Origin of the sequence: Streptomyces sp. NPDC096193 (assembly GCF_040302905.1) — a bacterium.
Lineage (GTDB): Bacteria > Actinomycetota > Actinomycetes > Streptomycetales > Streptomycetaceae > Streptomyces.
This window is the reverse complement of sequence record NZ_JBEOSJ010000015.1, coordinates 160,210-175,112: the sequence shown is the minus strand read 5'-3', so window position 1 is coordinate 175,112 and position 14,903 is coordinate 160,210. Positions and strand designations below refer to the sequence as shown.

Here is a 14,903-nt window from a genome sequence, read left to right as displayed (position 1 = left end):
GCCGGCCACGGAAGAAGTAAGGAGCCGGCCCGCCGCACCGGCGGTCCGTCCCCCTCCGTCCGGCACAGGAGACAGCCATGCCCGCATCGCCAGCCGTCGTCGCCGCCCCCCTCCCACTCCCCGCGCCGGTCCCCACCGCGCTCCCCACCAGGCTCCCCGAGGCCGAGGGTTTGGAGGCCGAGCAGCCCCGGTACATCGTCTCCCTCGCCCGCGACCAGGAGGACGTCCGCGCCGCCCAGCGGCTGCGCCACCAGGTCTTCGCCGGCGAGATGGGCGCGCGACTGGACGGGCCGGAGCCCGGTCTGGACATCGACGCCTTCGACGCGTACTGCGACCACCTGCTGGTGCGCGAGGCGGACACCGGCGAGGTCGTCGGCACCTACCGGCTACTGCCGCCCGACCGGGCCCGCGCGGCCGGCCGGCTCTACTCCGAGACCGAGTTCGATCTGGCCCGGCTCGCCCCCATCCGTGACGACCTGGTCGAGGTCGGCCGCTCCTGCGTCCACCCGCTGCACCGCAACGGTGCCGTCATCGGCCTCATCTGGGCCGGGCTCGCCCGCTACATGACCCGCACCGGACACAACTGGCTGGCAGGCTGCTGCTCGATCCCGCTGGCGGACGGCGGCACCCTCGCCGCGGCCACCTGGTCCACGGTCCGCAGCAAGAACCTGGCCCCCGAGGAGTACTGGGTCACCCCCCACAAGCTCTGGAACGCCGACGCCGTCGCCCTTCCCACCGGCCGCACCGAACTGCCCGCCCTGCTGCGCGGCTACCTCCGCCTCGGCGCCTGGGTGTGCGGGGCGCCCGCCCACGACGCCGACTTCGGTGTCGCCGATCTGTACGTGCTGCTCTCGCTGCGCCGTACCAACCCGCGCTACCTGAACCACTTCCTCTCGCTCGCCCCCGGGCGATGAGCGTCTGGCTCCCCGGCGCGCCCTGCACCCCCGCGGGCTGCGCCACCCACCAGGACGCGGTGGCCGGCAGGGTCACCGCGGTCGCCCGGCTGACGGCAGGGCTGCTGACCGCGCTCGCCGGCATCCTCGTCGGGCCGCTGGTGGCACTGCTCGCCCTGGTGCTGGGCACCCGGTTCCGGCACCTGGCGACCCGCTGCTGGACCCGGGCGGTGCTGCGCGCCTTCGGCGTGCGCCTGCGCATCGTCGGCCGGCCGTACGCCCCGCGGGGCTCCCTCGTCGTCGCCAACCACATCTCCTGGCTGGACATACCGCTGATAGCAGCCGCTCTGCCGGGAAGGATGCTGGCCAAGACGGAGGTCAGACACTGGCCCGTCCTCGGACCGCTCGCGGCCCGCGGCGGCACCTTCTTCCTGGAGCGCGACCGGCTGCGCACGCTCCCCGCGACCGTCGCCGAGATGGCCGCCGCGCTGCGCGGGGGCGCCCGGGTCATCGCGTTCCCCGAAGGGTCCACCTGGTGCGGGCGAGAGCAGGGCAGGTTCCGGCACGCCGTCTTCCAGGCCGCCCTCGACGCCGGCGCGAGCGTGCAGCCCGTCCGCATCACCTATCTGCCCACCGGCGCGGCCGCCTTCGTCGGCGAGGATTCGCTGCCCGCGTCCCTGTGGCGGGTCGTGGCGGCCGGTGAACTCACCGCCGAGATCCGGCTGCTGCCGGCCATCCCGGCGGGGAGTTTCCCCGACCGCCGCTCACTGGCCCGCGCGGCTCAGCAGGCCGTCGCCAGGGACAGCGCGAACCTGCCCTCCCTGTCCGTCCACCAGTTCGTCAACTCCATCCCCGCCGCCGCCAGTTCCGTCCGTACACCCTCCTGACGGAACTTCGCGGAGACCTCGGTGCGCATCTCCTCACCCTCCTCGAAGGCGACCACGAGATCCAGCTCGGGAATCTTCACGCTCAGGGCGTGACGCGCCCGCAGCCGCATCTCGATCCACTCCTCCTGCGCATCCCACCGCGCCACATGGTCGAAGTCGGCGGGGTCGACGTCCGCGCCCAGCTCCCGGGCGAGGACGTTCAGGACGTTCTTGTTGAACGCGGCCGTCACCCCCGAGGCGTCGTCGTAGGCGCGCACCAGCACGTCCTCGTCCTTGACGAGGTCCGTGCCCAGCAGTAGCGCGTCCCCGGGGTCGAGCAGCGACCGCACCGAGCTCAGGAACGCCGCCCGCTCGGCCGGCAGCAGATTGCCGATCGTGCCGCCGAGGAACGCGACCAGCCGGGGGCCCGGAGTGCCGGGCAGCGCGAGCCCGCGGGTGAAGTCGGCGATCAGAGCGTGCACATGGAGCCCGGGATGGTCCTCCAACAGTGCCTCGGCCGCGCCCCGCAGGGCGCTCTCGCTCACGTCGACCGGCACATAGCTGTGCAGATCGTTCAGCTCCTCCAGCAGATGACGGGTCTTCTCCGAGGAGCCCGAGCCCAGCTCCACCACCGTCCGGGCCTTCGTCACCGCGGCGATCTCCGCCGAGCGGTCGATCAGGATCTCGCGCTCGGCGCGGGTGGGGTAGTACTCGGGCAGCCGGGTGATCTCCTCGAACAGCTCGCTGCCACGGGCGTCGTAGAACCACTTCGGCGGCAGGGTCTTGGGCGTGCGGGTGAGCCCGTGCAGGACGTCGGCGCGCAGCGCGGCGTCGGTGGCGTCCTCGGGCAGGGTGCGGGTCAGGAGGAACGGGCTCACGAAGTGGGCTCCTTGAGCGGTGTCAGCAGGACATCGGTACGGGTTGCGGCGAGCAGTGTCCGGTCGGGCACCTCTCGCCAGTGCGGATCGTCGTCGTACGGCTCCGAGGCCACGACCGTGCTGCGGCCGGGCTCGGCGAGGTACCACAGGGTGTCGCCCCAGGCGCTCGCCGCGATGGTCTCGCCGTCGGTGAGCAGGAAGTTCAGCCGCGAATCCGGTGCGGCCGCGGCCGCCTCGTGGATGGTCTCGGCGATGGCCTGGCCGGGTTCGTCGCCGTCGCGCAGCCTGCGCAGCACCAGGGCCCACAGCAGCGCCGAGTCGCAGCGCGACTCCAGCGACAGCAGATCGGTGGCGGGCAGCGAGAGGGAGAGCGGCGCCATGGAGCGCGGCCAGCCCCTGACGGCCCCGTTGTGGCTGAACAGCCAGGGCCCGGAGGCGAACGGAGCCGCGGCGGCCTCGCCGTCGGCGCCGGCCTCCGTGGCGTCACGGACGGCGGCGAGCACCGCCCCGCTGCGGACGACCCGGGCGATGTCGGTGAACGACAGGTCCGCCCAGATGGGTCCGGTGCGCCGGTAGCGCGCGGGCACCGGATCGCCCTCGGCGTACCAGCCGACGCCGAACCCGTCGGCGTTGACCGTCCCGTACCGCTGGCGGCGGGGTGCCCACGACTGCCGCAGCAGACCGTGTGCCGGTTCGGCCAGCAGCTGTCCCAGTGGCAGAGGCGGTCCGAGATAGGCGATATGGCGGCACATCAGGCGACATCCTCGTGGCCGGCGGCGTCCCGCGCGGTGCGGAACCCGGAGAAGATCTGGCGCCGCACCGGGAGGTCCCAGTTGCGGAAGGTGCCGCGGCAGGCCACCTTGTCGACGGCGAACGAGCCGCCGCGCAGCACCTTGTGGGCGCTGCCGAAGAACACCTCGGAGTACTCGCGGTAGGGGAACGCCGCGAAGCCGGGGTAGGGCAGGAAGTCGCTCGACGTCCACTCCCACACATCACCGATCAACTGCCGGATGCCGAGCGGGGATTCGCCCTCCGGGTAGCTTCCGGCGGGGGCCGGACGCAGATGGCGCTGTCCCAGGTTGGCCTGCTCGGGGGTCGGGTCCGAGTCGCCCCACGGGAAGCGGCGCGACCGGTCCGCCTCCCGGTCGTGGCGGGCGGCCTTCTCCCACTCGGCCTCGGTCGGCAGCCGCCGCCCCGCCCAGCGGGCGTAGGCGTCGGCCTCGTACCAGCTCACATGCAGCACCGGCTCGTCCGCGGGCACCGGCTCTGTCACGCCGAAGCGGCGGCGCAGCCACTGTCCCGCCTCCCGCCGCCAGAACAGGGGTGCGCCGATGTCGTGCCGGCGGATCTGGTCCCAGCCCTCGGCAGCCCACCAGCGCGGGTCGTCGTAACCGCCGTCCTCGATGAACGCGATGTAGGCGCCACAGGTCACCGGCGCGGTGTCGAGATGGAAGGCCGGCACGTCGCGCCGGTGCGCGGGCCGCTCGTTGTCCAGCGCCCACGGCTCCGTCGACGTGCCCATGGTGAAGGGGCCGCCGGGGACCAGGATCTCCTCGGCCAGGCCCTGCATTCCACCCGCCGGGGGCTCGGGCGCGCTGAGCGCCGCCGGGCCCTTGCGGAGCTGGTGGGTGATCAGCATGGTCTCGTCGTGCTGCTGCTCGTGCTGGGCGATCATGCCGAAGGCGAAGCCCGCGTCGGTCAGCGGGCCGGTGCCCTCCAGCGGGGTTCGCTCGAGGATGTCCAGGACCCGGCCCCGTACGTCGGAGGCGTAGGTCCGGGCCTCGGACGGGGCGAGCAGGGGAAGGGTCGGCCGCAGAGCGCGGGGGTGCTCGAAGGCGTCGTAGACGGAGTCGATCTCGGGCCGCAGGGCCTCACGGCCGCCCACGGTCCGCAGCAGCCACTGTTCTTCCTGGTTGCCGATGTGTGCGAGGTCCCACACCAGCGGGGACATCAACGGCGAGTGCTGGGCGATCAGTTCGTTCTCGTCCACACAGGTGGTGAGACCGGCGGTGCGGTCCCGGGCGGTGATCAGCGCGTCGAGCGCGCGTCGCCTGAGGTCGTCGGTCATGAGCTCGGTTCCTTCCCGAGTGACGGGATGCGCAGATCGTCGGCGGGGCATCGGCCCCGCAGGACATGGCGCTCGTTGAAGGCGGCGACCGCCTCCTGCACCGCGGTGGAAGCACCGGTGCGGGGAAGCGCCTCCAGGGCGACGCCGAAGCAGGTGACGGCCGCCGCGTGCAGTTCGGGGTCGGCCAGCCCGTCCCGGGCGGCGCTCGTCCACAGCGGATTGCAGGGGGCGGGCAGTGGACCGGCGTACTCCGCCAGCGGTTTGACGGCGCGGTAGACGGTCTCGGCCGCCTCGGCGTCGTCGAACAGGGCCGTGGTGACGGCCAACGGCACCATCCAGCCGTCGTCGCCCGGCTGGGCGTCGATCATGCGCAGTTCGAGATGGCCACGCGGCCGCACGGGCGGGAACAGCGTGGTCAGGTGGTAGTCGAGATCCTCGCGGGTCGGCGGGCGCGGCCCGCCGGAGCGCAGCCACTGGCGGAAGGTGAGCCCCTCCGGCCGTGCCCAGGGTCCTTCGGGTGCACGTACACACATCACGGGTGCGTCCAGGGCATGCGCCGCCCATGCCGCCCGCGGCTCCCGGTCCAGGGGCGGTGACAGCGGCCGCACGGAGTCCAGTTCGGCCCACACGGCCTGACGCGTGGAGCGCCAGCCGGTGTAGCGGCCCGCTCGCGCGGGGGAGTTGGCGAAAGCGGCGGTCAGTACCGCGCCGAGGAGATGCGCGAGCTGCCAGCGTCTGCCGTGGCCGAGCGGTCCGGGCTCCTCGTTGCCCGCGTCCAGACAGACCTGGACGGAGGCGGAGGTGCACATCATGGCGCGGCCGGCGGGGCCGGTACGGTCGAGGAAGGCCTCCATGGCCTCGTACCGGGGTTCGTGGAGGAGCCGGCGCGGCGTCTGCCACGGGTCCAGTCCATATCCGGCGAGGGCGAGTCCGGCCGGCCGGAGCACCGCGCGTACGGCGTCCAGATCGGCGGCGACGGAGTCGATGCACTCCGTCAGGGAGGTGGCGGGGAGCGAGCTGAGCTCCAGCTGGCCGCCCGGTTCGAAGGTGAGGAGCGAGTCGAGGTGCAGGGACCGCACCCGGTCGTATGCCGCGAGCAGGCGGTCGGCCGGGACGGGGTCATGGGGTCTGTCCTGGTCGTGTACGAGCCATTCCAGTTCCACACCCACCGTGCTGGGCGGGCCGTTCTTGAAGCAGATACATCGAAGGAGATCTTCCGCTTCTCCCTCGTCCATCGGCCGGCCGTAATCGCCGGGATCAGGTGGGTGCATGATCCGCTCCTCCGTCGAAGGCACTCTGCCAACCTAAGGCCAGCGCCGCTGGTTCGCACAAGAGCGCCCTTGGGGCCCGTGTGGCGCACGTAAACCCGATTGCCCCACCTGTCGTCGCTCACCCACGATGTGATGCATGAGTGCACGACTGCGGGGGATCGCCAGGCACAACCAGGAGATCGTCGACATAGGTCACTACGTCGCGTCCGACGGACGCCGCGTGGTGATCGCTCCGGATCTGGCCGCCGCCCTGGAAGGGACCCGGATGTACGGGCCCGCGAGCGTGCCCGCCACCCCGGACAGCGGCCGTACGACGGTCTTCGACGTCACCGGCGAGAGCAGCACCCAGGCCGCCCGCCGCCTCACCGCGGCGGACACCGCACCGCTCGCCGTGCTGAACTTCGCCTCGGCACGCAACCCCGGCGGCGGCTATCTGAACGGCGCCCAGGCGCAGGAGGAGGCGCTGTGCCGGGCATCCGCCCTCTACAGCACGCTGCTGCGCGCCCCCGAGTACTACGCACACCACCGGGCGGACCGCGATCCGTTCTACTCCGACCGGGTCATTCATTCCCCCGGCGTCCCGGTCTTCCGCGACGACCGCGGACGGCTGCTCAACACGCCGTACACCGCCGGTTTCCTCACCTCGCCCGCACCGAACGCCGGGGTCATCACCCGTCGCACACCCGAGCAGGCCCACCGCATTCCGGCCGCCCTCGCGGCCCGCGCGGAACGGGTCCTGGAGACGGCCGTCGCGGCCGGGTACCGCAGGCTCGTGCTGGGCGCCTGGGGCTGCGGGGTTTTCCGCAACGACCCGGGCGCGGTTGCGGACGCGTTCCACGCGCTCCTCACCGCGGACGGCCGTTTCGCGGGCCACTTCGAGCACGTCGTCTTCGCGGTCCTCGACCGTACGCCGGAGGGCTCGACCCTCGCGGCCTTCCGCCGGGCCTTCGCCCCTCAGCTCCAGCCGTAGCGCTCCCGCAGCCGCGCGACGACCGCGTCGAACCGCGGCCGCTGCAGCGCGCACGCCTCACGGCGCATCCCGCTCTCGTGGACGCGCAGCACACGGTCCAGGTCGACCCACGACTCACGGCCCGCGCTGTCCCACGGGCCGACGCCGATCGGCACCCACTCGCGGTCGTGGTCGTGCCGCCTGCTGGAGAGCTGCACGGCGAGCAGCGTGCCACCGGGCTCCCGGGCGACGACGAGCACCGGGCGGTCCTTCCCGCGTCCGTCATTCTCCTCGAACGGCACCCACGTCCACACGATCTCGCCGGGGTCCGGGTCGCCGTCGCGGTCCGGCGCGTACGACGTCCGGACCGGACCCACCTCGGCGGGGTCGGCCTCGGTCGTCGCTCCTGAGCCGCTGCGGCCGGGCCGGGACAGGTCGTCGGAGGAGCCGGAGGAACCGCGGAAGATCGTCACGTGCCCCACGGTAGGGCCTCGCCGGTCCGGGGCCCGGGCCGGGTACGGGGAGCTGCGCGGCCGGCGCACGTCGCAGTCGGCCACCGGGGCGGCGCGTGCACCTGCCGTCCGCTCCGCCCCCCGGGGAACCCGAGTGCGCAGGCGTCAGACCCAGCCGTCCAGCGCCGCCATGAAGCCGTCGAAGTCGTCGCGGTGGATGGTGTGACCGGCGCCGGGGACCGTCCGCACCGCGAAGCCCCGTGCGGCGAGCAACGCCGCCCGCTCGGCGGAAACGAGGGTGCTCGGGTCCGCGAGCGCGACGAGCGACGGTACGACGGGCTCGGCGGGCAGCAGATCCGTGCCGACGAGACCGGTCAGACCGTAGGCGGTCCCCTTCTCCCAGAGCCGCAGGGTTTCCAGCTCGACTCCGACGTCCACCTCGTCCCAGCGCGGACTGGCGGCCCGGATCTGCTCCCGCGTCAGCGTCTTCGCCTGCGCGAAGAGGTCGGGACGGTAGCCGTCGTCGCCGTCCGGCAGGTGCCAGGCGGGATCCACGTAGACGGCTCGTCGCGGGGCCAGCTGTCGTACCGCCCGGGACAGGGCCAGACCGCCGAGCGAGTGGCCTATGGCCACCTCCGCGCCGGTCGGCAGCGTCTCCACGAGGTCGTCGGTGTGGTCCTGGAGCGTGTAGCGGTCCGCTCGACCGCTCGCGCCGTGACCGCGCAGATCGACGGCGAGCACGCGGTAACCGCGCGCGGCGAGGGCGGGTCCGACCCGCCGCCAGGTGCGGTGGTCGGCCATGATGCCGTGGACGAGGAGCGCGAGACGGTCACCCGTCCCCCAGGTCGTGGTGTGGAGCTTCACGGTGATGCCTTTCCGGTGCGGGCGGCGGGCGATGGGGCGGGTCGATCTGGTCGAACCGGGCTTGCGGATCGGGTGGATCGGGTGGTTCGGGCTCGGGCGGAGCGCCGTGGCTAGGACGGCGCGCCGGTACGGCTTCCCAATCCGGCGCCGGTGCGCCGATGTGGCCGGGACGCCGGGCCGGGCCCGCGCCGTCCGTCGGGCAGCGGGCCCGAAACCCGACCGCCACGCGCCGCCGGGCCGGATCCCGCGCCGATCCTCCGCCCTCCGCCGGGCCGGACCCGTGTGCCGCCTGCCGCCTGCCGCGGGCCGGACCCGGAGTCGATCCTCCGCCTGCCGCTGGGCCAGACCGCGAGCCGATCCACCATACGCCGCCGGGCCGAACCCGCGAACCGGGCGTCAAGGCACCGGAGTTCGGGCCGAAGATCAGACCGAACTCGGCCACGTTCCGGGGCGGTTCGATCTCCCCGGCGTGCAGGCGGTGGCGGACCGCCGGGACGCCGCCCGAGAGCGCTTACATCGCGGTCCTCCGCGCGGCACCTCGCGGCCCCGGGCTTTCGGCGGATTTCGGCGGTCCGGTTTCGAGGGGTTTGGGGAGCCGCCCGGCCGGTGCCGATCGTCGAGCCGGCGGAGAAGGAAGACCGAGCGGTCACACTGCCCTCCGGATGAGGTGGGGAAGCCGGGGTGCCGAACCGAGGATGGCGCGTGTCACTGACGCGTGTAAACCCTTCCCGGTGCTCGTTTCCGGCCATCCACCGGACGGCGTTCGGCACCGTTCTGGAAGGATGCCGAGGGCGATGAGCCAGACACCCAAGCAGTCCGCAGAACGCCCCGTTCCCACCAGCGCCGATGTCGCCCGGCTGGCCGGAGTTTCCCGGGCCACCGTCTCCTACGTGCTCAACAACACGTCGGCCGTGCGCATCAGTGAGCCCACCCGCCGACGTGTCCGCGAGGCCGCCGAGGAACTCGGATACGTCCCTCATGCCGCCGCCCGCAGCCTGCGCGCCGGGCACACCCGGATGGTGCTGCTGCCGACCGCTCACGTCCCCGTCGGGCCCCTCTACAGCCAGTTCTTCAACGAACTCCAGTGGGCGCTGCGCCGACTCGACTACACGGTCGTTCAGTACGGCAGCCTCGGACTCGAGGGCGACGAGGCAGCCAGGGCCTGGGCGGAGCTGCGGCCGGTTGCCGTCGTCTCCTTCGGGGAGGTGGCGCTCACCCGCCACAGCGTCGACGTACTCAAACGCTCCGGCGCCAAGGCCGTCATAACCCTCGGCCCACGACGGGTCGATGGAGCGCACTCGCTCGTCATGGACCAGAGCGAGATCGGAAGCTGCGCGGTGTCGCACCTCGTCGCACGCGGCCGGCGGGCCATCGGGGTCGTGATGCCCGATGATCCGGGCCTCGAGCTGTTCTCCGAGCCGAGGCTCGAAGGTGCCCGCAGGGCGGCCGCGGTCACCGGCGCCCGCATCGAGCCGCTGCCCCTGTCGTACGACGAGGAATCGGCCGCCGCGCTCGCCGCCCGCTGGCGGGAGCTGGAGCTGGACGCGGTGTACGCGTACAACGACGAGCACGCCCAACTCCTGATGCGCGCTCTCCAGGACGAGGACATCGATGTCCCGGGAACGACCGCCGTCATCGGTGCGGACGATCTGCTGCTGGGCAGGCTCCTGCGGCCGCGACTGAGCACCGTTCACATCGACATGGTGACGGGCCGCCGGCTGGCCGAACTGGTCGACGGCATGGTCCGTGAGCCGGGCGACGAACCGGAGATCCACGACCTGATGGGGGCCAGGGCCGTGCACCGCGAATCCAGCTGATCCATCGCCGTCGTTCCGACCGGACTGGCGGGCCTGACCGACCTGGCGAGCGACGTGCCGCGGGGCGGACGACGTGCGCGCGGGGCGGTGGGTGGCTAGCGTCACGTGCATGACCAGCGATCCGCAGCGCTTCGAAATCCTGGTGGTGCCCGAGCACATCGAGGGCGACGATCATGCCTCCCTCGCCGGGGCCGCCATCCGGTCGGCCATCGTCGCGGCGACGGGCGACCGAGGTGAGTCCGGCTATCCGCGGTACGTGGGCCAGGGGGTCGAGGCCGACATCGACCCCGCCACGCGGACCGTCGAGGCGTTGCTGGTCGACGGCGCGGAGCTGGACTACGGCCTCTCGGCGCGGGTCGTCGAGCCGAAGAGCCTCTGACGACACGACTCACGACGACGCCGCGCGAACCGGTGCCGGTGCTGCGGGCAGCAGCCCGGAACCGGCGGTGATGTCGCACAGCCGGGATGACGACCCGGCCCCGGACATGGCTGTGGTCCCGGCCGTACGGTCGGGACCACAGCTGAGGCAGCGCCTCGTACGGGACAGGGGCCGGGTCAGGCCTCGGGTGCGCCGTCCGTTCCGGCTGCCTTGGCCTCGGCGGCCTTGATCGACTTGCGGACCTCGTCCATGTCGAGGGCCCGCGCCTGGCCGATGACGTCCTCCAGCGCGGCCTCGGGGAGGGCGCCGGGCTGGGCGAAGACGGCGACGTTCTCACGGACGATCATCAGCGTCGGGATGGACTGGATCTCGAACGCGGCGGCCAGTTCTCCCTGGGCCTCCGTGTCGACCTTGGCGAAGACCAGGTCGGAGTGACGCTCGGCGGCACCTTCGTACACCGGAGCGAACTGCTTGCAGGGGCCGCACCAGTCCGCCCAAAAGTCGATCAGGACGAAGTCGTTGTCGCTCACGACCTGATCGAAGTTCTCCTTGGTGAGCTCAACAGTGCTCATGACGTACTACCTCTCCCTGATGTTCGCTGGTGTGTCGTCCCGGAGATAACCCCGGTCCGTCAGCTGCCCCCGACAACCGTGCCCGGAGCCTTGCTATTCCTGCCCATGCCCATGTGGCCAGGGCGCACACCCCAGCACCAGACTGTCCCCATGACGGAAGCTGTGGAATTCGATGTCGTCGTGCTGGGCGCGGGCCCCACCGGCGAGAACGTGGTGGACCGGCTCAGAGCCGCGGGCCTGAGCACCGCGGTCGTGGAAAGTGAGCTGGCAGGCGGCGAATGCTCGTACTGGGCGTGCATGCCCAGCAAGGCGCTGTTGCGCCCGGTGACCGCCCGGGCGGAGGCGCGCCAGGTCCCGGGGCTGCGCCAGGCGGTGCAGGGACCGCTGGACACCCAGGCCGTGCTGGCCCACCGGGACGAGAAGGCCGCCCATTGGAAGGACGACGGCCAGGTCGGCTGGCTCGAATCGACGGGCGCCCGCTTCTACCGGGGCCATGGCCGCCTCCACGGCCCCAAGAAGGTCGTGGTCGACGGTCCCGAGGGAGAGCACCATGTCCTGACCGCCCGGCACGCGGTCGCCGTGTGCACCGGCAGCCGCGCGGTCCTGCCCGATGTGCCCGGCCTCGCCGGCGCGAAGGCGTGGACCAGCCGTGAGGCGACCAGCTCCCACACCGTGCCGGGACGGCTGACCGTCGTCGGCGGGGGAGTCGTCGGGGTGGAGATGGCCACCGCCTGGCAGGCACTGGGTTCTCAGGTGACCATGTTGATCCGGGGCGGCGGACTGCTCCCCAAGATGGAGCCCTTCGTGGGCGAGCACCTCGCGGAGGCCCTCACGGAAGCCGGCGTGCAGATCCGGTTGAACGCGGAGGTCGCGTCCGTCGAGCGCACCGGGGGCACGGGCCCCGTCAGGGCGGTACTGGGAAGCGGGGAACGGATCGAGGCCGACGAGATCCTCTTCGCCACCGGCCGGGCGCCGCGGACCGAGGACATCGGGCTCGAGACGGTGGGCCTGGAGCCGGGTTCGTGGCTGACGGTCGACGACACCTGCCGGGTCGAGGGGAGCGACTGGCTCTACGGCGTCGGCGACGTCAACCACCGCGCGCTCCTGACCCATCAGGGCAAGTACCAGGCGCGAATCGTCGGGGCGGCCATCGCGGCCAGGGCCGGCCAGGTGCCGCTGCTGGAGACCGACCGCTGGGGCGCGCACGTCGCCACCGCGGACCTGGTGGGCGCGCCGCAGGTCGTGTTCACCCACCCCGAGGCCGCGGCCGTCGGGCTCTCGCTCGCCGAGGCCGAGGCGGCCGGACACCGGGTGCGTGCCGTCGACTACGAGATCGGCGACGTCGCGGGCGCGGGCCTCTTCGCCGACGGATACCGCGGCCGTGCCCGCATGGTGGTCGACCTGGACCGCGAGGTCGTTCTCGGTGTCACGTTCGTCGGCCCCGGAGTGACGGAGCTGCTGCACTCGGCGACCGTCGTGGTGGTCGGGGAGGTGCCGCTCGACCGCCTGTGGCACGCGGTGCCCGCGTATCCCACGATCAGCGAGGTGTGGCTGCGGCTGATGGAGACCTACCGCGGCTGACCCTGCCCGAGCTTTGCGACCGCGACCGCGGCTGGTCCTGTTCGGGTTCCGCGACCGCGACCGGGCCCGTCCGCCGGTCGCGGTCGCGCGGCCTCACGAAGGGGTGCGTGACCGCTCCTGGCCCCCGGCACCCCACCACCACCCAGGGAGGAACCGCCCATGTCCGTACGCCGCGTGGTGCCCGACATCCACACCGCGTCCCTTGCGGAGAGCCGGGACTTCTACGGCCTCATCGGTCTGGAAGAGGTGATGAACCTCGGCTGGGTCATGACGCTCGCGTCACCCGGCGATCCCACGGCCCAGATCTCGTTCTTCACGCACGACGAGACCGCGCCGGTCGAGGCCGACATGAGCATCGAGGTCGATGACGTGGACGCCGTGCACGCGGCGATGGTCGAGCGGGGAGCGGAGATCGTGCACGCGCTGCGGGACGAGGAGTGGGGCGTACGGCGCTTCTTCGTACGCGATCCCAACGGACGGGTGGTCAACGTGCTCAGCCACCGCGGCTGAACCCCGCGGCGCCCCGCGGTTCAGCTGCCGCGGCGCGTCGTACGGTTCGCACACCGCGCCGGTGGCCGCCCCCCTCACATTCCCTTGGGGCGGCCACGGGCCCGTGCTCGTCGTCGGGCATGCCGGCGCGGGTGACCGTGCTCTCCGGCGCTTTGCCCATCGGGGCGATCGCCGCCGTCGGCCGGGCGGCCGGTCGCACCCAGGTGCTCGGCGACCAGGCGCGTCACCGGGCGGCTCGCCCGACCTGCCGGGCCGGGGCCGGTCACTCCCCGGACATCGCGGCCGCCATCCGCAGATGCGCGGCCGCGTCGGCGGGCCGACCCTGGCGCTCCAGGGTCCGCCCCAGCATCAGCCGTGCGTAGTGCTCCACGGGGCTGAGCTCCAGCACGGCACGCAGCTCGGTCTCGGCGCGCTGCAGCTGGGCGGAGTGGTAGTAGGAGCGCGCAAGCAGCAGTCGCTGCGCGATCTGCCGCGGTTCCTCGGCGACGAGCCCTCGCAGGATCCGGGCGGCCGTCTGGTACTCCTTGGCGTCGAAGAACAGCTGCGCACGGTCCCACCGCTCGGCGGCGGTGCCGAACTCGTAGTAGGTGTCGTTCATCCGTTCTCCTCCTCGGGTTTTGTCTCTCGTGCCTGTGGTCCGTTCAACAGAAGAAGATGGTTGAACATTCCACTACTCTGGACGCGTGGGGGCAGACCGCCACCGCCCGTACAGGAATAGGTTGAGCGTCATGAGCAATCTCGATCGTCAGGCCACCCTCTCCGTCTGCGGCGGTCGCGGGTTCGTCGTCGCCGAGCCCGTCCGTGAGCTCCTCAGTCCCCGTCGTGTACCGCTCGGCGAGTCCACCGAGGTACGCCGGCTGCTGCCCAACCTCGGCCGCCGGATGGTCGGGGCGTGGGCCTTCGTCGACCACTACGGCCCGGACGACATCGCCGACGAACCCGGGATGCAGGTGCCGCCGCACCCGCACATGGGACTCCAGACCGTCAGCTGGCTGCACGACGGTGAGGTGCTCCACCGCGACAGCACCGGGAGCCTCGCCACCATCCGGCCGCGCGAGCTGGGCCTGATGACCTCGGGCCGGGCGATCAGCCACTCCGAGGAGAGCCCCCGGCCGCACGCCCGCTTTCTGCACGGTGCCCAGCTCTGGGTGGCACTCCCGGACGTCCACCGCCAGGTCGAGCCGCACTTTCAGCACCACACCGATCTGCCTGTCGTCACCGCGCCCGGACTCACCGCCACGGTCGTCCTCGGCTCACTCGACGGCGCCACTTCGCCCGGCACGACGTACAGCCCTATCGTCGGCGCGGACCTGGCGCTCGCCGGTGGTACCGAGACGGGGCTGCCACTGGACCCCGACTTCGAGTACGCGGTGCTCGCCATGTCGGGCGAGGCCCACGTCGACGGCGTGCCCCTCATGCCCGGCTCGATGCTCTACCTCGGCTGCGGCCGCACCGAACTCCCCCTGCGCGCCGAGTCCGACGCCGGTCTCATGCTGCTGGGCGGTGAGCCGTTCGAGGAGGAGATCATCATGTGGTGGAACTTCATCGGGCGGTCCCAGCAGGAGATCGAGGACGCCCGCCGCGGATGGATGGAGGGCGCCCGCTTCGGTGAGGTGAAGGGCTACGACGGAGCTCCGCTCCCCGCGCCCACGCTGCCCCCGACGCCCTTGAAGGCGCGGGGACGGGTGCGCTGAACCGTATGCGGCCGGGGTCCGGCGCATCCCCGGTCGCGGCGATCCGGCCCCGTCCTGAGAGATTCGCGTCCGAGTGACGGGGACGGCCCCATCGGCTTCGGAGCCCCTC

General features: G+C 72.4%; 16 protein-coding genes. 8 read left to right on the top strand and 8 right to left on the bottom strand.

Annotated features, from left to right (window positions below):
* Positions 1-77 precede the first annotated feature (77 nt).
* Both ABTX78_RS22420 and ABTX78_RS22415 read left to right on the top strand, forming a co-directional pair.
* Positions 78-914: a GNAT family N-acetyltransferase gene (locus tag ABTX78_RS22420; protein ID WP_352208552.1), complete on the top strand. Its 837-nt coding sequence runs from the start codon at positions 78-80 to the stop codon at positions 912-914.
* Positions 911-1,780, top strand: a complete 870-nt coding sequence (locus ABTX78_RS22415) for a lysophospholipid acyltransferase family protein (protein ID WP_352208551.1) — start codon at positions 911-913, stop codon at positions 1,778-1,780. Before ABTX78_RS22420 ends, ABTX78_RS22415 begins: the two co-directional genes overlap by 4 nt.
* Here ABTX78_RS22415 and egtD read toward each other — a convergent pair.
* Genes egtD through egtA form a run of 4 tightly spaced genes read right to left on the bottom strand, consistent with a single transcriptional unit; the run spans position 1,675 to position 5,976 of the window.
* On the bottom strand, positions 1,675-2,637 hold the full coding sequence (egtD, locus tag ABTX78_RS22410) for an L-histidine N(alpha)-methyltransferase (RefSeq protein WP_352208550.1): 963 nt from the start codon (positions 2,635-2,637) through the stop codon (positions 1,675-1,677). The genes ABTX78_RS22415 and egtD overlap by 106 nt on opposite strands.
* On the bottom strand, positions 2,634-3,389 hold the full coding sequence (gene egtC / locus ABTX78_RS22405) for an ergothioneine biosynthesis protein EgtC (protein WP_352208549.1): 756 nt from the start codon (positions 3,387-3,389) through the stop codon (positions 2,634-2,636). The genes egtD and egtC overlap by 4 nt, the downstream gene beginning before the upstream one ends.
* Entirely contained in the window at positions 3,389-4,705 is a 1,317-nt protein-coding gene (egtB, locus tag ABTX78_RS22400; protein ID WP_352208548.1) for an ergothioneine biosynthesis protein EgtB, read from the bottom strand. The genes egtC and egtB overlap by 1 nt, the downstream gene beginning before the upstream one ends.
* Complete coding sequence (gene egtA, locus ABTX78_RS22395) at positions 4,702-5,976, bottom strand: ergothioneine biosynthesis glutamate--cysteine ligase EgtA (RefSeq protein ID WP_352208547.1); 1,275 nt, start codon at positions 5,974-5,976, stop codon at positions 4,702-4,704. The genes egtB and egtA overlap by 4 nt, the downstream gene beginning before the upstream one ends.
* A 136-nt stretch (positions 5,977-6,112) precedes the next feature.
* Between egtA and ABTX78_RS22390 the strand changes: the two genes are divergently transcribed.
* Positions 6,113-6,946, top strand: a complete 834-nt coding sequence (locus ABTX78_RS22390) for a TIGR02452 family protein (protein WP_352208546.1) — start codon at positions 6,113-6,115, stop codon at positions 6,944-6,946.
* Here the strand turns inward: ABTX78_RS22390 and ABTX78_RS22385 are convergent.
* Together ABTX78_RS22385 and ABTX78_RS22380 are read right to left on the bottom strand one after the other, a co-directional pair.
* Positions 6,931-7,392 (bottom strand): type II toxin-antitoxin system PemK/MazF family toxin, encoded by a 462-nt coding sequence (locus ABTX78_RS22385; protein WP_352208581.1) that lies wholly within the window; start codon positions 7,390-7,392, stop codon positions 6,931-6,933. The two genes, ABTX78_RS22390 and ABTX78_RS22385, sit on opposite strands and share 16 nt — an antisense overlap.
* A gap of 150 nt (positions 7,393-7,542) precedes the next feature.
* On the bottom strand, positions 7,543-8,241 hold the full coding sequence (locus tag ABTX78_RS22380) for an alpha/beta fold hydrolase (RefSeq protein WP_352208545.1): 699 nt from the start codon (positions 8,239-8,241) through the stop codon (positions 7,543-7,545).
* A gap of 794 nt (positions 8,242-9,035) precedes the next feature.
* Between ABTX78_RS22380 and ABTX78_RS22375 the strand changes: the two genes are divergently transcribed.
* A complete protein-coding gene (locus tag ABTX78_RS22375) occupies positions 9,036-10,058 on the top strand; it encodes a LacI family DNA-binding transcriptional regulator (RefSeq protein WP_352208544.1) in 1,023 nt (340 codons plus the stop codon).
* Between the two features lie 109 nt (positions 10,059-10,167).
* A complete protein-coding gene (locus tag ABTX78_RS22370; protein ID WP_313942722.1) occupies positions 10,168-10,437 on the top strand; it encodes a hypothetical protein in 270 nt (89 codons plus the stop codon).
* A gap of 176 nt (positions 10,438-10,613) precedes the next feature.
* On the opposite strand, the gene trxA is transcribed toward ABTX78_RS22370, so the two are convergent.
* Positions 10,614-11,009: a thioredoxin gene (gene trxA, locus ABTX78_RS22365; RefSeq protein WP_352208543.1), complete on the bottom strand. Its 396-nt coding sequence runs from the start codon at positions 11,007-11,009 to the stop codon at positions 10,614-10,616.
* Between the two features lie 150 nt (positions 11,010-11,159).
* On the opposite strand from trxA, the gene ABTX78_RS22360 reads away from it, so the two are divergent.
* Both ABTX78_RS22360 and ABTX78_RS22355 read left to right on the top strand, forming a co-directional pair.
* Complete coding sequence (locus tag ABTX78_RS22360) at positions 11,160-12,590, top strand: dihydrolipoyl dehydrogenase family protein (protein ID WP_352208542.1); 1,431 nt, start codon at positions 11,160-11,162, stop codon at positions 12,588-12,590.
* Positions 12,591-12,749: 159 nt separating this feature from the next.
* Positions 12,750-13,100 (top strand): VOC family protein, encoded by a 351-nt coding sequence (locus ABTX78_RS22355; protein WP_352208541.1) that lies wholly within the window; start codon positions 12,750-12,752, stop codon positions 13,098-13,100.
* 262 nt (positions 13,101-13,362) lie between these two features.
* Here the strand turns inward: ABTX78_RS22355 and ABTX78_RS22350 are convergent, their stop codons facing one another.
* Positions 13,363-13,698 (bottom strand): tetratricopeptide repeat protein, encoded by a 336-nt coding sequence (locus ABTX78_RS22350; protein ID WP_352208540.1) that lies wholly within the window; start codon positions 13,696-13,698, stop codon positions 13,363-13,365.
* 130 nt (positions 13,699-13,828) lie between these two features.
* Between ABTX78_RS22350 and ABTX78_RS22345 the strand changes: the two genes are divergently transcribed.
* A complete protein-coding gene (locus ABTX78_RS22345; protein WP_352208539.1) occupies positions 13,829-14,794 on the top strand; it encodes a pirin family protein in 966 nt (321 codons plus the stop codon).
* Positions 14,795-14,903: the final 109 nt, after the last annotated feature.